This is a genomic window from Thalassospira profundimaris, from assembly GCF_003326755.1.
In the GTDB taxonomy this organism is placed as follows: Bacteria; Pseudomonadota; Alphaproteobacteria; order Rhodospirillales; family Thalassospiraceae; genus Thalassospira; species Thalassospira profundimaris_B.
Genome location: NZ_JPWH01000001.1, coordinates 466,294 through 483,995, shown reverse-complemented (window position 1 = coordinate 483,995; position 17,702 = coordinate 466,294). Strand labels below are relative to the sequence as shown.

Here is a 17,702-nt window from a genome sequence, read left to right as displayed (position 1 = left end):
TCCCAGATTGCTGGGGTTGCACGCGCACCTTCGCCACATTGCAAAAAAGTAATCTAGACCGCGCCCTCTTGTGCTTCGGGACCAGAGGCATCATTTAAAATACGACTAACAGCGAGTAACCTTATCATGGCTCTTATTCTTGATCCCAATTCCTCTGCTCCGACGTCGCCATCAGGGGCCGATTCTGACCTGATCAAGGATTCCGGCATCGATACATTCATGCAGGATGTGATCGAACCGTCGATGGAAGGCCCCGTTGTTGTTGATTTCTGGGCGCCCTGGTGTGGTCCGTGCAAAACACTGACCCCGACCATCGAAAAAATCACCCGGGAAGCCGGTGGCCGCGTCAAGCTGGTTAAAATCGATATCGATAAAAACCAGGAACTGGCGATGCAACTGCGCATTCAGTCCGTACCGACCGTTTATGCCTTCAAGGGCGGCCGCCCGGTTGATGGTTTTCAGGGCGCGCAGCCCGAAAGCGAAGTCCGTGCCTTTTTTGAGCGCATCGCCGGTGGACCGATTGAAAGCCCGATCGAAATGCTGCTTGAACAGGCGCATGCCGCGCTGGCAGCCGATGATGCCACCACCGCCTATGGCCTTTATGGCAATGTGCTGGAGCGCGAACCGGAAAATGATACGGCCCTTGGTGGCGTTTTACGCTGCATGGTGGCGATGGGCGAGGTTGAGCATGCCCGCGGCTTTGTCGACGACATGGATGACCGCACCCGCCTGAAGGCACCGGTTGCGGCAGCCATCAGCGCCCTTGAACTGGCCGAATCCGGGGCGAGCAGCGAAGACCTGGATGCCGCGCGTGCCGCTGTTGATGCGAATCCGGACGACCTCCAGGCTCGCTTTGACCTTGGCATGGCGCTTTTTGCCGCCAATAAACGTGACGAAGCCGTACAGGCCATGATCGCCATCATCCGCAAGGATCGCGGCTGGAATGACGATGCGGCCCGTGCACAGCTTATCAAATTTTTCGAGGCATGGGGCCCGATGGACCCGGCCAGTGTTGCCGGTCGGCGCGCTCTTTCAACGGTATTGTTTGCATGAACATTTGCGGCCCCTTCGATCCTGACTTTTCCGAACTTCCGGCAACCCTTCCGGTGTTTCCGTTAAGTGGTGCCCTGTTGCTGCCACGCGGCCATTTGCCTTTGAATATTTTCGAGCCGCGCTATCTCAACATGACCATCGATGCCCTGGGCCGCAACCGCATGATCGGAATGGTGCAACCCCGCCATTCCGACAGTGCCGATGACAATATGTCTGCGGCGAAAGCGCCCCCCCCCGAACTGTTCAAAACAGGATGCGTTGGCCGCATTTCCGCCTTTAGCGAAACCGATGACGGCCGTTTTCTGATTACACTGACAGGCGTTTGCCGCTTTGACATTTCGCGCGAACTCCCGCTTTCAGAGGGGGGCTATCGGTTGGTAGAGTGTGATTATTCACGGTGGCGCGGTGACCTGAACAATTCCATTTCCGCCAAGGATCAGCCATTAAACAGAACACGCCTGCAAAGCGCGCTTGATGCCTATTTCGCCCATCATTCCCTGCGTTCGTGCTGGGATACCATCAGCGACACCGATGACGAAATGCTGGTTACAGCCATTGCAATGGGCTGTCAGCTGGACCCGCTTGAAAAACAGGCTTTGCTGGAATGCCCAAGCCTGTATGATCGCGGGGATATGCTAACGACCTTGCTGGAAATGGCGTGCCATCCCCAACCCAGCAAGGCGGCTGGCAACTAGGTTGTATAACACATAGCACCATCCGGGATATGACCTGTTCCCGTGATGGGGCAAAGACAAGGCTGACACCATGACAAGCGCACACCAAAGCCCGGTTGATCCGAAACTTCTTGAAATTCTGGTATGCCCGGTCACAAAGGACACGCTGGAATATGACCGCGAACATGGCGAACTGATCAGCCGCAAGGCCGGGCTGGCCTATCCGATTCGCGATGGCATTCCGATCATGCTGCCCGACGAAGCCCGCGCCATTGAAGACTGACAGGCTGCCCCATGTCCGCCAATGCTTTCACACCGAACCACATCCCTGTCGAGATAAATTACCTCAAAGAGGATAAAATTCTGGAAATTATCTGGGATGATGGGATCAACACCCGCCTGAGTGCGGAATTATTGCGCGTTGAAAGCCCGTCTGCGGAAGTCCAGGGGCATCACCCGTCTGAAAAGAAGATTATTTCCGGCAGAAAATATGTCGGGATCATCGATATCGAGCCCGTCGGCCAATATGCCGTAAAAATCACCTTCGATGACCTACATGACAGCGGCATTTACAGTTGGCACTATCTGCGCGAATTGCATGAGAACCAGCAACAGCTCTGGCAGAGCTATGAACAGGCCCTGAAAGATCGTGGCCTGTCACGCGAGCCGCGCAAGCCGGTCTGAGATCCCGCTGAAATCCCGCCAAAATCCTGTCATCTACATGGAAAATCAAAAAGCCGCCGCAGAATCCTGCGACGGCTTTTTTGTATTCTGTATCCGATCAAACAGATCAGAAACGATAGCCAATACCGATACCGAACAGCCACGGATCAAGGTCCGCATCAGCTTTAACGGTACCTGCACCGGTATTAACCGTCACATCGGTGTTCAGGAAAATCTTTTTGACGTCAACGTTCAATGACCACGGACCAGAGATGGCATAGTCAAAACCGGCCTGGAAAGCATAACCAAAGCCATCGTCATATTTAACGTCCTGGAACTGACCCGATTTAGAGTCATAGAAGAACGTGTAGTTGATGCCGGCACCAACATACGGGCTGAAACGTTCTTTGCTCAGGAAGTGATATTGAAGGGTCAGGGTCGGCGGCAGCAGACGGACACTACCCAGATCAAGGTTGGCAGCACCAGTGTTCCAGCTTACGTCATGCTTGGACGTACCAGCGATCAGCTCGAGCGCAATGTTGTCAGTCAAGAAATAGGAAAAATCGACTTCCGGGATAACATCGTTATCAACACTACCAGAATTCGGAAGCGCACCGTTTTTGGCTTTGACATCTTCATCCGGCACCACACCGACAACACGGCCACGGATCAGGATGTCGCCAGCGGACTTGCCTTTAAAGCCCATATCGTCAGCCGAAGCCGGAGCGATCGAAGCAGCAGCAGCCGCAACCAGAATAGCAGCTGCACCAGCAGCCTTGAGAGTATTGATCAGTCGCATAATATGGACCCCCTACGTCAAAGAATTTAACGAGGCGGAGCATCGTGCAAACGAACGGTAAAAAGCTTGACCCACATCAAGAAAACCACACGAAATCATATGTCTTTTAGAATGATTTTCAACTTTTGACGGGTAATTGAGGAATTCCGCCATTTTTCATGTGTGGCAGATTTGCCACATTCGCGAAAAAAAGAACGAAAAACATCCCACGGCTCGCTTTCGGGTGATTTAACGCGAACTTTCATCCTGAATTTTCTGACCGGCATTCATTTAAAGTCCGGGAATCCCGACACCAAAATCACACAGGACATTTGCGCAGAAAACCGATTCGCCCCGGCAGAGTGCCAAAAGAAAAACCAAACATTTGAATTATTTTAATTATTCAAAATTTAAAACCCAACAGGACTGCCCGCACAGCATCGACCAAACCGGTGAAACAGACAACAGATGCCCTGACACACAGTCAGTCACGCCAGCAGGCAGAACGCGCCCTGCCAGACAGCGCGACGCGACCTAAAGCGGTTTTCCCTGCATCAATCGCGGCAATGTCCCGGCATATCCCATCGCATGTGACATAAATGTCCGTTTGAGCGCCGGAATTTTATCAACCACCGCAAGCCCGACATCGCGCGCCATCCGGATCGGTGCAACATCATTGGAAAACAGGCGGTTTGTCGCATCGGTTACGGCCAGCATCACCGTATTGTCAAAGCGGCGCCATTGTTCATATTCGTCCAGCACGTCCTGCATTCCGATATCACGGCCCAGTCGGCGCGCATTGACGATGATTTCGGCAAGGGCAGCAACATCGCGGATGCCCATATTCAGGCCCTGCCCCGCAATCGGGTGCATTCCGTGCGCCGCATCGCCAATCAGGGCAATGCGCGCATCGCTGTAACGATAGGCATGCTGCAATCCCAGCGGATAACAAAAACGCGGGCCGATAACCTCCAGGTCGCCAAGATACCCCTCAAACCGCTGATGGAGCTCATCGAGAAACACGTCATCGCTTTGCCCGACCATATAATTGGCAAAGGCTGTTTCCTCGGTCCAGACGATGGAAGAGCGGTTTTCCGTCATCGGCAGAATGGCAAAAGGTCCGGCAGGCAGGAAATGCTCCACCGCGACACCGTGATGCGGACGCTCATGCTTGACGGTGCAAACAATCGCGCTTTGCTTGTAGCTCCATTGATAGGTGTTGATACCGGCCCATTTGCGCAACGGCGAATTGCGCCCTTCCGCGCCAATTGCCAAGGGCGCATGGATGACCCGGCCATCATCGAGCGTCATCACCATTGCCGCACTGTTGCGCGAAATATCGGCAACCGATGCCGGTGCGATTAACGTCACCAGATCATTTTCCGCCATCGCCCGGTACAAGGCCTGGCGGGTAACGCGGTTTTCAACAATATAGCCCAGGGCCTCGCTACCGACATCGCGGTGATCGTAATGCAGATAAAGCGGGCTTTTGCCATCGGCGATGCGAATATCAACAATCGGCTCGGCATCATCACGCATATATTGCCAGACACCGGTCACATCGAGCACCGCGCGCGATGCCGCGGCAATCGCGCAGGTGCGACCATCATGATTGGCCGCCAGCAGGGTTTTGGGATCTTCCCGATCGATAACAACACTGCGCATGCCGCCATGTGCCAAAGCCATTGCCATGCTGGCCCCGGCCAAACCACCGCCGAGAATAATCGCATCAAAATGGAGAATGCCGCTATCTGTCATCTGCATCGATCCTGTATCGCTCGTCATGCCGCATGGCCCGGTTGCCCCGGCGAAATCGCGCAAAAACGCGCATGCCGCAACCTATCACCACATACCACCACGTACCACTTGTGGGGCCTGGCCATTACCGGTCGCACCATAAGGCGCGATGACCGCTTCCGCCAGTTTTATCACCATTTATTATATACGCCCCGGGCAAAGCTAAGTTCATACGAATACATAAAAAAGCAGCCCGCCCACGTCGCTTATATTTTAATCACTTTTAATCACGCTGCCCGGATACTGCACAATTTATGTGCGGCGCAGTATTATATCCTGAGTGCCAAGATTCCCATTTTTCGGAAAAATATCATTTAAAAACAACAATATAAACCATGCCCAACGAATCTGGCACGATTCTTGGTTTATCTCCCGTGACTGCGAAATCGTGATTGCCACTCTGGTGGTCAACGGATGTGCCGGGAGGTCGCATATTATGAAACTGGTTACTGCTGTTATCAAACCGTTCAAGCTTGACGAAGTGCGTGAAGCGTTAAGTGCTCTTGGGGTTCAGGGCCTGACGGTGACTGAAGTCAAGGGTTTTGGCCGCCAGAAAGGTCAAACCGAAATTTATCGTGGCGCCGAATACATGGTCAGCTTCCTGCCAAAGGTGAAGCTGGAAGTCGCGATCACGGATAATCTGGTCGACCAGGTTGTCGAAGCCATTACCAAAACGGCTCAGACCGGAAAAATCGGGGACGGCAAGATTTTCGTTCTCGACGTCAGCCATGCGGTGCGGATCCGCACGGGCGAAACCGGCGACGACGCCCTGTAAGCCCGGAAACAAGGGGAGACATTATGAAAATCTCGATGAAACATACCGGCCTTGCCGGGTTGATTGGGGCCGCCACACTGGCGATGATCGAACCGGCCTCCGCACAGGATGCCGCTGCCGCTTCCGGGGTTTCCGGGGAAACCGGTTACATTTTCAATACTTTCAGCTTCCTGATCCACGGCGCGCTTGTCATGTGGATGGCCGCTGGCTTTGCCATGCTTGAAGCGGGTCTGGTCCGTTCCAAAAACGTTGCCACCATCCTGCTTAAAAACGTCGCCCTGTTTGCCGCGGCTGGCATCATGTATTACCTCGTCGGGTATCAACTGATGTATGCCAATGTTGATGGCGGCTGGATTGGCAGCTTTGGCATCTGGAGCCCGGATGACGCCGCAGCCCTGGCGGGTGATTATTCTGCCGGTTATGCGTCCACGTCCGACTGGTTCTTCCAGATGGTGTTTGTCGCAACCGCTGCCTCGGTTGTGTCGGGCACCGTTGCAGAACGCATCAAATTGTGGCCCTTCATGATTTTCACCGTGGTCCTGACCTCGGTTATCTATCCGATCACCGGTTCCTGGCAGTGGGGCGGCGGCTGGTTGTCCGAAATGGGCTTCTATGACTTCGCCGGTTCGACCCTGGTTCACTCGGTCGGGGGCTGGGCCGCATTGACCGGTGCCATCATCCTCGGTGCCCGTAAAGGCAAGTTTGGCGCGGATGGTTCGGTTCACCCGATGCCCGGTTCCAACCTGACCCTTGCCACCATCGGTACCATGATCCTGTGGCTCGGCTGGTTTGGCTTCAATGGCGGCTCGCAGCTTGCCATGAACACCGCCGGTGACGTGATTGCCATTGCCAACATCTATGCCAACACCTCGATGGCGGCTGCTGGCGGCGTGATCGCAGCCATGATCCTGACCCAGGTCCTTTATAAAAAGGTCGATCTGACTATGGCGCTTAACGGTGCCCTGGCGGGTCTGGTGTCCATCACCGCGGGTCCGGATACCCCGTCAATTGGTGCAGCCATCATCATCGGTGCCATCGGTGGTATCCTGGTTGTGATCGCGGTTCCGCTGGTTGACAAATGCAAGATCGACGACGTTGTCGGTGCTGTCTCCGTTCACCTTGTTTGCGGTATCTGGGGCACGCTGGCGGTTCCGATCACCAATGCCGACGTTTCCTTTGGCGTTCAGTTGACCGGCGTTGTTGCCATCGGTGCCTTCACCGTTGTTGCTTCGGCCATCGTCTGGCTGATCCTGAAATTTACCGTCGGTATCCGCCTGTCGGAAGAAGACGAAGCAATGGGAACCGATACCGCCGAACTGGGCCTCGAAGCCTACCCGGAATTCGGCAAAGGGTCGCAGCGTTTCTAAGATGCTTTGCCCATACATTTCCTGACGGATGCTTATGGCATCCTCCTGTCAGACCGACTGACCCGCCCTCGTGGCGGGTCTTTCTTTGTCTGCTGCCTTTTTAGGCAGCGTTTTGGTCACGCGGCAGGCATCGTAGCTGCGGGCAGCGACAAGGCCCAAACCTGCAGCCATGATCAAATCCCTCCACAACCATCTGTTTTTACATGCTCTTTTCCCATTCCGGGGAATGTTGGCACAAATATTGATGTGCGCGGCCCACCAACAGGAAACGTCACAAACAAAAACAGAGGTCGTCTCATGGAGGCTTTTCAAACTGCCTCGGACGTATTTTTTGTGCTGATGGGGGCCATTATGGTCCTTGCCATGCACGCCGGTTTCGCCTTTCTGGAAGTCGGAACCGTTCGCAAGAAAAACCAGGTCAATGCCCTGGTCAAAATCATTGTCGATTTTGCCATATCGACCATTGCCTATTTTTTCATCGGTTATGCCGTGGCCTATGGCATCACTTTTTTCAGCAATGCCAACGTGTTATCCGGCCGGGAACTGGTGGATGGACAGCATGCCTTTGCCACCAGCGGCTTTGATCTGGTCAAATTCTTTTTCCTGCTGACATTTGCCGCCGCCATCCCTGCCATTATTTCGGGTGGCATTGCCGAACGCGCCAAATTCTGGCCGCAGCTTATTGCCACGGCGGTTCTGGTGGGTGTGTTTTACCCGCTGTTTGAAGGTATTGTCTGGAATGGCAACTTTGGCATTCAGGATGCCCTTGCCACTATGTTCGGCGCACCGTTCCATGATTTTGCCGGGTCGATTGTGGTGCATGCCGTTGGTGGCTGGATCGCACTTGGGGCTGTCATTCATCTTGGCGTGCGCAAGGGACGCTACAGCAAAACCGGCAATCTGATTGGTATTCCCCCGTCCAACATTCCCTTTCTTGCCCTGGGGTCCTGGGTTTTATGTGTCGGCTGGTTTGGCTTTAATGTGATGTCGGCACAATCCATTGGCGGCATTACCGGCCTTGTTGCCGTCAATTCATTGATGGCAATGGTCGGCGGCATTCTGACTGCCCTGATCGCCGGGCGAAACGACCCCGGCTTTGTCCATAACGGTGCCCTGGCCGGGCTGGTTGCGGTCTGTGCCGGGTCCGATGTCATGCACCCGATTGGCGCGCTGATCACAGGCGGGCTGGCCGGTTTTCTGTTTGTCTGGGGCTTTGAAAAATGCCAGGCGAAATGGAAAATCGATGATGTTTTGGGGGTGTGGCCGCTGCATGGCATGTGCGGATTAATGGGCGGCATTGCCTGTGGCATTTTTGGTCTTTCTGCCCTGGGCGGGGTTGGTGGTGTTTCCTTTGCCTCTCAGCTTGTCGGCTCGCTGGGTGGTGCGGCCTATGCTGCAATCGCCGGATTCGTGGTTTATGGGGTTTTGAAAAACACGCTGGGCATTCGCCTGGATGACGAGGCCGAATATTACGGGGCCGATCTTTCGATCCATAAAATCACCGCCTATCCCGAGGATGACGTCAAGGCAAGCTGACTTGCGAAACATGTACTACCCAAAAGCCCGGAAACCGCACGTTTCCGGGCTTTTCACATATTTGCCCGGCCCGCTTTAAGGCTTTCTTTGTACTTTTCGATTAGGGGTAAACCAAGTGTGCTTTTTGGGCGCATCACAGATCCATGTGCGAACGACACCGCCAAATTGGCCCTGTTTTGCCCCGTCATGTATACGCTATTCCGGCCAACCGGGATAAAATTGGGGTCTTTCACTTACGGAACGTCACACACCATGTTCAACGAACGCCTGGATACCTTGCCCGATTACCCGTTTCCACGGCTTGCCACCCTGTTAGATGGCATTGCACCGGGCAAAGACCCATTGGTGATGTCCATTGGCGAACCCCAGCACGAACCCCCGGCGATGATTACCGAGGCCATGATTGCCAATGCGCATCTTTGGCACAAATACCCGCCGGGACAGGGCACACCGGAATTGCGCGATGCCATTAAAGGCTGGCTGGATCGCCGCTATGACCTGCCCGAAGACATGATCCACCGTGATCAAAACATCATTCCGGTGGCCGGTACGCGCGAGGCACTGTATCTGATTGCAACCTGTGTGATCCCGCAGGACCAGCCCGGCCCCAAGCCCAAGGTATTGCTGCCCAACCCGTTTTATCAGGTTTATTGCGGGGCAGCCGTGCTCAATGATGCGGAAATGGTGCCGCTGCCTGCCACACCCGAAACCGGTTTTCTGCCCGATCTTGATCAAATCGATATCGAAACGTTATCTGCCTGCCGCCTGTTTTTCCTGTGTTCGCCCGCCAACCCGCAAGGAGCGGTTGCCTCGCGCGATTATCTGGAGCGCATCATTGCGCTGGCGCGCAAACACAATTTCGTTCTGGCGATGGATGAATGCTACGCCGACATTTATGACCGCGAAGCCCCGACCGGTGCCCTTGAAATTTGCGCCGCCCAGCATGGCAATATGGACAATGTGCTGGTTTTTCACAGCCTGTCCAAACGCTCCAGCGCGCCGGGCCTGCGCTCCGGATTTGTCGCCGGGGATGGCAAAATCATCAAACATTTCAACCGCCTGCGCAGCTATTGTTCGGCCACCATTCCCATGCCGATCATGGCGGCATCGACCCTGCTTTGGAATGACGATGCCCATGCCGAGGCCAACCGCAACCTTTATCGCGCCAAAATCGATATTGCCGCCGAAATTTTTGGCAATCGTTTTGGCTTCTATCGCCCGGCAGGTGGTTTTTTCCTGTGGCTGGATGTGGGCGACGACGAAGCAGCCACCAAAAAAATCTGGGCAGAGGAAGGGGTCAAGGTCATTCCGGGGCGTTATCTTTCGATCAGCGACCGGGAAGGCAACAATCCCGGTGCCCGTTTCATTCGCATTGCCCTGGTGCATGATCTTGCCACCACCCGCGAGGGGTTAAGCCGGATCAACGCCGCCCTGTCACGCTAACCTGGCCTCGTCTTACTTAATTAACAGGACAAAACGGATATCGGCATGAGCAGTCAGACAAACCTTCTCGAACGCGGCACCGCTTTTCTTCCCAGTTCGCTGGTCGCGTTCCTGAAACGGGGCGGCATCCAACTGTGTGGATTGGCACTGACAGGCGTCGGGATTGCCCTGTTTATCATGCTGATCGGCTTTCACCCCGGTGATCCGTCCTTCAACCATGCCAGCGACAATACCTTCATTTACAATCCGCTGGGGGTTTTTGGCGCCTATATCGCCGATATGATGTTGCGCACACTCGGCCTTGGTGCGGCATTGCTAACGGCATTGATCGTTGGCTGGGGCCTGCGTTTAATTGCCCTGCGCCCGTTTAGCTGGATGTGGCTGCGGTTTTTGTTATTGCCGCTGGCTTTACTGTTGATGGCGACGGCGGCCTCCGCCGTGCCACGCGGCATGACCTGGCCGTTAACGGTGGGCTATGGCGGTTTTGCCGGTGATCTGTTGCTGGGGCGACTTGGCATGTTGCTGACCCTGGCAGGCATTCCCGCCGGACCGGTTGTTGTTGGCCTGTTCAGCCTGGTTATTGGCATGGTTCTGACCCTGTTTTGCATGGCCTATCAGCTTTCGGAATGGCGGGCTGTTGGTCATGTCCTGTCACGGATTGCAGGCACGGTGATTTACGGGGTGGGTCGCGCCATTCCCGGCACCAGCGCGGATGACGCGGCCAGCATGGCACCGGGCGAACGCAAGGGCGATAAAAACGCCCGCCCGCGCCAGGAACCGTCGATGGAACGCTCGGAAAAACGTGTTGCCGCTGCTGTTGAACGCAACACACTGTCCGCCGCGGATGACGAAGACGATTACGAGGACGCCTATACCCAACCGCCTGTTCATATTGTCGCCCCGCCCGCGGCCAAGCCGCAGCCCGGTGCCAAGGCATCGGCACAACGTCAAAGCTCGTTTGATCTGGGTGTAGGTGCGGATGAATACAGCTTTCCGCCGCTGGGCCTGCTTCATGAACCCAGTGACGAAGATTATGCCCAGGTGGACCAGGAAGCCCTGGCGCAAAATGCCCGCCTGCTGGAAACCGTATTGCAGGACTTTGGCGTGAAGGGCGAAATTGTTCAGGTCCGCCCCGGCCCTGTGGTAACACTTTACGAACTGGAACCCGCAGCAGGGGTTAAATCATCACGCGTGATTGGCCTGGCTGATGATATTGCCCGTTCCATGAGCGCGATTGCCGCCCGTGTCGCCGTGGTGCCGGGACGGAACGTGATTGGTATCGAACTGCCAAATTCCAGGCGCGAAACCGTACATCTGCATGAAATTCTCGCCTCCAATGATTTCGAGAAAAACAGCGGCAAGCTTAACCTGAGCCTCGGCAAGGATATTGGCGGATCGCCTGTGATTGCCGACCTGTCCAAAATGCCGCACCTGTTGATTGCGGGGACGACCGGTTCGGGTAAATCCGTTGGCGTCAATGCCATGATCCTGAGCCTGCTTTACAAGCACCGGCCCGAGGAATGCCGTTTCATCATGATTGACCCGAAAATGCTGGAACTGTCGATTTATGATGGCATCCCGCATCTGTTAACCCCGGTGGTGACAGACCCGCACAAGGCGGTTGTGTCGCTGAAATGGGCGGTGCGCGAAATGGAAGACCGCTACCGCGCCATGAGCCAGGTCGGCGTGCGAAATATTGCCGGTTATAACAAACGCATCAAGGAAGCCGCCGCCAAGGGCGAGGAACTGACCCGCCGGGTTCAGACCGGCTTTGACCCCGAAACCGGCAAGCCGATTTTTGAAGACCAGCAACTGCCGATGGAACCCCTGCCCTTCATCGTCGTCATCGTCGATGAAATGGCCGATTTGATGCTGGTGGCAGGCAAGGATGTCGAAGCCTCGATCCAGCGTCTGGCACAGATGGCGCGTGCGGCGGGCATCCATTTGATCATGGCGACCCAGCGCCCGTCGGTAGACGTGATTACCGGTACCATCAAGGCCAACTTCCCGACCCGTATTTCCTATTCCGTGACCTCGAAAATCGATTCGCGCACCATTCTGGGCGAAATGGGGGCCGAACAGCTTTTGGGTCAGGGCGATATGCTCTATATGGGTCAGGGTGGCCGCCTGCAGCGTGTGCACGGGCCGTTTGTTTCGGACGAGGAAGTTGAAAGCATCGTCAAACATCTGCGTGACCAGGGCGACCCGGCCTATCTGGATGAAGTGACCGAAGAACCCGAAGAAGACCCGGTTGCCGCCTATATGGCTGGCGGCGCAGGAAATGCCGGTGGCGCGGGCGGCAATGGCGATGATGACCTGTATAACCAGGCCGTTGGCATTGTTCTGCGCGAGAAAAAGGCATCCACCAGCTTTGTTCAGCGCAAATTATCCATCGGCTATAACCGGGCAGCACGCATCATTGAGCAAATGGAAGAAAATGGCGTGGTTTCGGCAGCCAACCATGTTGGCAAGCGCGAAGTGCTGATCGGCAATATGGATGGCACGCCATTTGATGACTAAGCCTTTTGGGCCCTGCACCCTCCCAATATCATAATATCGCTGCCGTGACGCATCCGCTCCCCCTGATCGACCGAATCAGGGGGAATGCTTGGTGTTTGCGATGATGGCCCCTTATCCGCGCTGGCATGGCACCTCGCACGCCGTGCCACGATTCCCCTTGATACCCGGCAAACAATCAAAATATAGGGGGAAAGACAAACACCCCCAGGTTGATTTTTATTCAAAGAAATATGGAATTATTTTAAAATTTATATTATTTCACTATACTTATTTTAAAATTACATTTTTCTTATATAAAAACAGCCTTCAAGCCCTTTTTAAAGATCAAAAATTTTTGCAATCCAGCCGGGCACCCGGTGTCAGATCAATTTCTTTTGCGTTAGATGGCGCTATCATTGCGCCACCTTAGGGTGAATGACGATCGGGGTATGTCGCCTTCACATTTGGGGGGTTATTTCGTTTTGTTATTGACAAACCATCTGGCTTTCAGGGTTCCGAACATGACACTTTCCAATTTTTCAATCGCTGCCAAACTGCGGCTCCTTTTGGTACTGGTAGCCATAGCACTTTGCATTCCCACAATTTTCGATCTTTTCACATTGCGCACAGCGTTGCTTGATGATCGCAAGGAAAACATTCGCCAGATCGTCGATATGGCCGAAACAAGCATGGCCCGTCTTAATGACATGGCAAAATCCGGCGAAATCAGCGAGGAAGATGCAAAGAAACAGGCGCTCGATATTGTTTCGGGAATGCGCTATGACGGCGACAATTACGTTTTTGTCATGGATGCCAGTGGCACCATTATCATGCACCCGATCACCCAGTCGCTGGTCGGCAAAAACACCGACGATATTCGCGATGTCAATGACAAGGCATTTCTGACCAACCTGATTTCCGTCGCCAAAAAAGGCGATGGCGGATATGTCAATTATGTCTGGGCCAAACCCGACAAAAGTGGCACCGCCCCCAAGCTCTCCTATGCGCGCAGTTTTGAACCCTGGGGCTGGATTTTAACCACCGGCATTTATATTGACGATGTTGACAGCATTTTCTGGCAGCGCGCCATGATGGATATTGCCTTTGCCGTTGTCCTGCTGCTGGTGCTTAGCGTGATTGGTCTTTCGATTGGCCGTTCCATTACCGGTCCGCTTGGTGAAATCACCAAGGCCCTGCAAGCCCTGATTGGCGGTAATACCGACCTGGAACTGCATTATACCGACCGTGAAGACGAAATCGGCGAACTGTCACGCGCCTTTGTCGTTTTCCGCGAAAACCGCGAGGAAACCGACCGGCTTCAGGCAGAGCAGGCCCGCATTCAGCAAGAACATATTGAACGCGCCGAGCGCATTGAGCAGCTGATTCACAGTTTCGAGGGTGAAGTTGAAGAAAACCTGACCGTGGTGAATGCGGCCGTCACACAGTTACGCAGCACCGCCGGCGACATGAGCAATCAGTCCACACACACCACCGAACAGGCAACCGCCGTTGCCGCCGCGACCGAACAGGCGGCCAACAATGTTGATACGGTTGCTTCTGCCGCCGAACAGCTTGCCGCCTCGATTGACGAAATCACCCTGCAGGTTGGCCGCAGTTCCGAAATTGCCAGTTCCGGTTCCCAGGAAGCCGACGATGCAACCGAACTGTTTAGCGCCCTGGGGTCGGCCTCGGAAAAAATCGGCCAGGTGGTTGAACTGATCCAGTCGATTGCCGAACAGACCAACCTTCTTGCACTCAATGCCACCATCGAGGCCGCCCGTGCGGGCGACGCCGGCAAGGGCTTTGCCGTGGTCGCCGCCGAGGTCAAGAATCTCGCCAACCAGACCACCCGCGCCACCGAAGATATTGCCGGGCAAATTGGCGATATTCAGGGATCGACGCAAAATGCCCTTGGCGCGATCAAGCATCTTGCCGCCCGGATGAAAGAACTTAACGAAGTCGCATCGGGCATTGCCGCCGCCGTGCAGCAACAGGATGCCGCCACCGGTGAAATTGCCCGCAATGTTGCCGAAGCCGCCGCAGGCACCAAGGAAGTGTCGGTCAATGTTGATGGCTTGCGGTCTTCCGCCGAAGAGGAACGCCAGGCATCGGACGAAGTGCTGCATGCCGCCAAAGACCTGAGCGACAAATCCCATACCCTGCTGTCGCAAATTCATACCTTCCTGCGCGATATTCGCCAGGCCTGAAGGCAAACGGTCATCGAATGAAAAGGGCAGGCTGTCAGATCAGGCAGCCTGCCCTTTATTTTTTGCCCGCAGAAACCCCACAGAATACCCGTGCCACCTTCCGGCAGGCTGACAGGGCGTCAAAAACCGGCTTTATGCTGCGATAACCGCGCCACAGGCATCAAACAGGGCGCTTGCCCGTGCACGCGCAAGACGGGCATCTTCGGGATCAGAATCGGGCCTGCCGTCATTGTTAAAGCCATGCCCGGAATTTTCATAAATATAAACCGGTACTTCCGGGTGGGCGGCCTTGATCTTCGCTGAAACCTCGTCGGCAGGGATATTCGGGTCTTTGCGCCCGAAATTGCAAATCACCGGGCATTTTGGCTGCAGATCGGCAATCGCGGCAACACCACCGCCATAATAGCTGACAACCGCCGATAATGCGTCAATCGCAGCTGCCGCACGCCAGCCCACGGTCCCGCCGTAACAATAGCCAATCAAAAAGACCGGCCCATCCTGCTTTAGGGCATCCACACAGGCCCGCACATCCGAAACCGGGTTTTCCGGGCCATTTTCACGAGAATATTTTAGGCCTGTCGCAATGCCATCCGCATCGTGGTCGGCCACAAATCCACGTTCCTGACGGTCAAACATTGCGGGTACGATCACTTCATATCCCTGATCGACCCAGCGTTTGGCATCTTCCAGGATATAGCGGTCCAGGCCAAAAATTTCCTGGACCAAAACCAGCCCGCCCTTGCGCATCCCGTCGGGTTTTCCAAGCCACGCATCAAATTCAAACCCGTCAATTGCCGATGTCAGCCTGATCATTTCGGGCAATTTTGCCTCCTGAACCCTAAAAAAGAAAAGGCGGGCATTTCAGGAGCCTGTGTGAAAACAGGATTCCCAATTTGGTGTTGATTTGAGAAACTGTCCGAAGGATGAACTTCGGGCAGTTTTTTTATGTCAGGTTTTATCGAAGGAAGCAGTCGGGAGCAGGGAACACTGTTCCCTGAACGCCTTGATGATCTTGTGGGCCCAGACAGTGCTGTGCGTGTGATTGACGCCTTTGTCTGCGCTCTTGATCTCCATGCCTTGGGGTTTGTCCGTACGCAGCCAAAGGCAACAGGACGACCAGGTTATCATCCGGGCATTCTTCTGAAATTATATCTGTATGGCTATCTGAACCATTTTCGTTCAAGCCGGGTGTTGGAACGCGAATGCCATCGCAATATCGAACTTCTGTGGCTGCTTGACCGTCTGGCCCCTGATTTCAAAACGATTTCCGATTTCCGCCGGACGAACCGGATGGCGATCGGGCAGGTTTGCCGCAGTCTTGTGCTATTTCTGCGCGGTGAAGGGCTGATTGCGGGTCAGTGTGTGGCGATAGATGGATCGAAATTCCAGGCAGATACCAATCCGCAAAAAGCCTGGACGAAGTCACAACTTGAAAAGTGGATTGCCGGTCTTGACCGGAAAATATCTGATTATCTTGCAGAAATGGACGCTGTGGACAGCGCAGAGGCTAACGGAAAGAATGATGCAGATAGCCCGTCTGATGGTCCCGGCGGAACGGATGGCAAAAAAGGCGATGTCCGCGCCACACTTGCGAAATTACGCGCGAGAAAAGCCGATCTGACCCAATCGGTTCTTCTCATGGAACAGATGGGGCAGACGCAGATTATTCTAGGAGACGGAGACGCCCGGATCATGAGGTCGGGCAAGGGCCGGATTGTTGGCTACAATTTGCAGTCGGCGGTCGATGATGGCCACGGGTTGATTGTCCACCATGAGGTCACACAGTCAATATCGGACCAGAACGAATTACACCGGGTTGCAAAAGACGCAAAAGACCTGCTTGAGAGTGCGAAGCTTGATGTTCTGGCGGATGCGGGCTATGGCGATGCCGGGCAGGTTGCTGCCTGTGACAGGGATGGCATCACGGCCTTTGTCCCTCATCCGCGCTCGCGCAATACGCATGGGGATTTCTTTGAAAAGGCGGAATTTGACTGGGATGAAGCCAAACAGCATTATGTCTGCCCAGCGGGAAATGTCCTGACCTTCGAGAATGCCTCGCGCAAAAGACAAAGTGCCAATTACAATGCCAACCCCAATGATTGCGCCGCCTGTGGGCTCAAATCCCGTTGCACCAAAGCCGACCGGCGACGGGTCAGCCGACATATGCTTGAAGAAACACTCGACCAGCTTGCCCAACGCATGGCGGATACTCCCGACGCCATGATACGAAGACGATCTATCGTCGAGCATCCGTTTGGTATTATCAAGCATATGATGGGAACACCACGCTTCCTGTGCCGCAGTCTGCCTGCGGTAAAAGCCGAAATGGCCCTGTCGGTTACTGTCTTCAATCTCAAGCGTGCTATCTGCATTCTCGGGGCTGAAAATATCATCCAAAGGCTCTCAGTTGCCCACCCATGACAGTAGTGCCCTCCGCATGCAAAACCCCGTTACTTGCGCAACGGGGTTTTGACACAGGCTCTTTCAGCGCCCGCCTTTTTCAATGTTTCGCTCACACACGCCCGATCAGATCGACTGATTGATCCAGTCCACCAGCGCGCTTTTCGGCATGGCACCAACCTTGATGGCCGAAACTTCGCCGCCCTTGAAGATCATCAGGGTCGGGATGCCGCGCACACCATATTTGGCCGGGGTATTGGGGTTTTCGTCGATATTGACTTTGGCAATGGTCAGCTTGTCGCCAAGTTCACCAGCGATTTCATCAAGATACGGGGCAATCTGCTTGCACGGACCGCACCATTCCGCCCAGAAATCGACCAGAACCGGCGCATCTGCGCCAATAACGTCAGAGTCAAATGACGTATCGGATACTTTAATCGTTGTCATTCTGTCAGATCCTAGTTGTTACGAGGTCATACACCCAAGCGGGCAACCTCGATCCGCTTATGG

The 17,702-nt window shown here is 54.6% G+C and carries 16 protein-coding genes; 12 read left to right on the top strand and 4 right to left on the bottom strand.

All coding sequences use genetic code 11. From position 1 onward, the window contains the following. Nucleotides 1-126 precede the first annotated feature (126 nt). From trxA (TH25_RS02185) to TH25_RS02170, 4 genes are all read left to right on the top strand, one after another. Nucleotides 127-1,053: a thioredoxin gene (trxA, locus tag TH25_RS02185; protein ID WP_114086761.1), complete on the top strand. Its 927-nt coding sequence runs from the start codon at nucleotides 127-129 to the stop codon at nucleotides 1,051-1,053. Continuing rightward, nucleotides 1,050-1,748, top strand: coding sequence for an LON peptidase substrate-binding domain-containing protein (locus TH25_RS02180; protein ID WP_114086760.1), 699 nt, complete (start codon nucleotides 1,050-1,052; stop codon nucleotides 1,746-1,748). The genes trxA (TH25_RS02185) and TH25_RS02180 overlap by 4 nt, the downstream gene beginning before the upstream one ends. Before the next feature lie 70 nt (nucleotides 1,749-1,818). Continuing rightward, a complete protein-coding gene (locus tag TH25_RS02175; RefSeq protein ID WP_114086759.1) occupies nucleotides 1,819-2,010 on the top strand; it encodes a Trm112 family protein in 192 nt (63 codons plus the stop codon). 11 nt (nucleotides 2,011-2,021) lie between these two features. Then, nucleotides 2,022-2,411 (top strand): gamma-butyrobetaine hydroxylase family protein, encoded by a 390-nt coding sequence (locus tag TH25_RS02170; protein ID WP_114086758.1) that lies wholly within the window; start codon nucleotides 2,022-2,024, stop codon nucleotides 2,409-2,411. 106 nt (nucleotides 2,412-2,517) lie between these two features. Here TH25_RS02170 and TH25_RS02165 read toward each other — a convergent pair whose 3' ends face one another. After that, complete coding sequence (locus tag TH25_RS02165) at nucleotides 2,518-3,189, bottom strand: OmpW/AlkL family protein (protein WP_114086757.1); 672 nt, start codon at nucleotides 3,187-3,189, stop codon at nucleotides 2,518-2,520. A gap of 513 nt (nucleotides 3,190-3,702) precedes the next feature. Beyond that, nucleotides 3,703-4,953: a UbiH/UbiF/VisC/COQ6 family ubiquinone biosynthesis hydroxylase gene (locus TH25_RS02155; RefSeq protein WP_258548994.1), complete on the bottom strand. Its 1,251-nt coding sequence runs from the start codon at nucleotides 4,951-4,953 to the stop codon at nucleotides 3,703-3,705. Between the two features lie 448 nt (nucleotides 4,954-5,401). Here TH25_RS02155 and TH25_RS02150 point away from each other — a divergent pair, with 448 nt between their 5' ends. The 7 genes from TH25_RS02150 (at nucleotide 5,402) to TH25_RS02120 (ending at nucleotide 14,792) form a co-directional block, all read left to right on the top strand. Further along, the gene (locus TH25_RS02150; RefSeq protein ID WP_073955310.1) at nucleotides 5,402-5,740 is read left to right on the top strand and encodes a P-II family nitrogen regulator; all 339 of its coding nucleotides are present in this window, start codon (nucleotides 5,402-5,404) and stop codon (nucleotides 5,738-5,740) included. 23 nt (nucleotides 5,741-5,763) lie between these two features. Then, the gene (gene amt, locus TH25_RS02145) at nucleotides 5,764-7,107 is read left to right on the top strand and encodes an ammonium transporter (RefSeq protein WP_114086754.1); all 1,344 of its coding nucleotides are present in this window, start codon (nucleotides 5,764-5,766) and stop codon (nucleotides 7,105-7,107) included. A 297-nt stretch (nucleotides 7,108-7,404) separates the two neighbouring features. Next, nucleotides 7,405-8,643 carry an ammonium transporter gene (locus TH25_RS02140; RefSeq protein ID WP_114086753.1) on the top strand — a complete coding sequence of 413 codons (1,239 nt, stop codon included), beginning with the start codon at nucleotides 7,405-7,407 and terminating at the stop codon, nucleotides 8,641-8,643. A gap of 252 nt (nucleotides 8,644-8,895) precedes the next feature. Continuing rightward, nucleotides 8,896-10,086, top strand: a complete 1,191-nt coding sequence (locus tag TH25_RS02135; protein ID WP_114086752.1) for an aminotransferase class I/II-fold pyridoxal phosphate-dependent enzyme — start codon at nucleotides 8,896-8,898, stop codon at nucleotides 10,084-10,086. Between the two features lie 45 nt (nucleotides 10,087-10,131). Next, entirely contained in the window at nucleotides 10,132-12,606 is a 2,475-nt protein-coding gene (locus tag TH25_RS02130) for a DNA translocase FtsK (protein WP_114086751.1), read from the top strand. 91 nt (nucleotides 12,607-12,697) lie between these two features. Then, the gene (locus TH25_RS02125) at nucleotides 12,698-13,015 is read left to right on the top strand and encodes a hypothetical protein (protein WP_147252970.1); all 318 of its coding nucleotides are present in this window, start codon (nucleotides 12,698-12,700) and stop codon (nucleotides 13,013-13,015) included. A 91-nt stretch (nucleotides 13,016-13,106) separates the two neighbouring features. Continuing rightward, nucleotides 13,107-14,792, top strand: coding sequence for a methyl-accepting chemotaxis protein (locus TH25_RS02120; RefSeq protein WP_114086749.1), 1,686 nt, complete (start codon nucleotides 13,107-13,109; stop codon nucleotides 14,790-14,792). A gap of 132 nt (nucleotides 14,793-14,924) precedes the next feature. On the opposite strand, the gene TH25_RS02115 is transcribed toward TH25_RS02120, so the two are convergent. Then, nucleotides 14,925-15,605 carry a dienelactone hydrolase family protein gene (locus TH25_RS02115; protein WP_258549010.1) on the bottom strand — a complete coding sequence of 227 codons (681 nt, stop codon included), beginning with the start codon at nucleotides 15,603-15,605 and terminating at the stop codon, nucleotides 14,925-14,927. A 132-nt stretch (nucleotides 15,606-15,737) separates the two neighbouring features. On the opposite strand from TH25_RS02115, the gene TH25_RS02110 reads away from it, so the two are divergent. Then, the gene (locus TH25_RS02110) at nucleotides 15,738-17,213 is read left to right on the top strand and encodes an IS1182 family transposase (protein ID WP_114086747.1); all 1,476 of its coding nucleotides are present in this window, start codon (nucleotides 15,738-15,740) and stop codon (nucleotides 17,211-17,213) included. Nucleotides 17,214-17,318: 105 nt separating this feature from the next. Here TH25_RS02110 and trxA (TH25_RS02105) read toward each other — a convergent pair whose 3' ends face one another. Next, nucleotides 17,319-17,639: a thioredoxin TrxA gene (gene trxA / locus TH25_RS02105; protein ID WP_073955301.1), complete on the bottom strand. Its 321-nt coding sequence runs from the start codon at nucleotides 17,637-17,639 to the stop codon at nucleotides 17,319-17,321. Between the last annotated feature and the right edge of the window lie 63 nt (nucleotides 17,640-17,702).

Coding starts and splice junctions, on each gene's coding strand:
- trxA (WP_073955301.1), bottom strand. CDS start 17,639: ATGACAACGATTAAAGTATCCGATACGTCATTTGACTCTGACGTTATT.
- TH25_RS02130 (WP_114086751.1), top strand. CDS start 10,132: ATGAGCAGTCAGACAAACCTTCTCGAACGCGGCACCGCTTTTCTTCCC.
- TH25_RS02150 (WP_073955310.1), top strand. CDS start 5,402: ATGAAACTGGTTACTGCTGTTATCAAACCGTTCAAGCTTGACGAAGTG.
- TH25_RS02155 (WP_258548994.1), bottom strand. CDS start 4,953: ATGACGAGCGATACAGGATCGATGCAGATGACAGATAGCGGCATTCTC.
- TH25_RS02120 (WP_114086749.1), top strand. CDS start 13,107: ATGACACTTTCCAATTTTTCAATCGCTGCCAAACTGCGGCTCCTTTTG.
- TH25_RS02115 (WP_258549010.1), bottom strand. CDS start 15,605: ATGATCAGGCTGACATCGGCAATTGACGGGTTTGAATTTGATGCGTGG.
- TH25_RS02170 (WP_114086758.1), top strand. CDS start 2,022: ATGTCCGCCAATGCTTTCACACCGAACCACATCCCTGTCGAGATAAAT.
- TH25_RS02140 (WP_114086753.1), top strand. CDS start 7,405: ATGGAGGCTTTTCAAACTGCCTCGGACGTATTTTTTGTGCTGATGGGG.
- amt (WP_114086754.1), top strand. CDS start 5,764: ATGAAAATCTCGATGAAACATACCGGCCTTGCCGGGTTGATTGGGGCC.
- TH25_RS02165 (WP_114086757.1), bottom strand. CDS start 3,189: ATGCGACTGATCAATACTCTCAAGGCTGCTGGTGCAGCTGCTATTCTG.
- trxA (WP_114086761.1), top strand. CDS start 127: ATGGCTCTTATTCTTGATCCCAATTCCTCTGCTCCGACGTCGCCATCA.
- TH25_RS02180 (WP_114086760.1), top strand. CDS start 1,050: ATGAACATTTGCGGCCCCTTCGATCCTGACTTTTCCGAACTTCCGGCA.
- TH25_RS02110 (WP_114086747.1), top strand. CDS start 15,738: ATGTCAGGTTTTATCGAAGGAAGCAGTCGGGAGCAGGGAACACTGTTC.
- TH25_RS02135 (WP_114086752.1), top strand. CDS start 8,896: ATGTTCAACGAACGCCTGGATACCTTGCCCGATTACCCGTTTCCACGG.
- TH25_RS02175 (WP_114086759.1), top strand. CDS start 1,819: ATGACAAGCGCACACCAAAGCCCGGTTGATCCGAAACTTCTTGAAATT.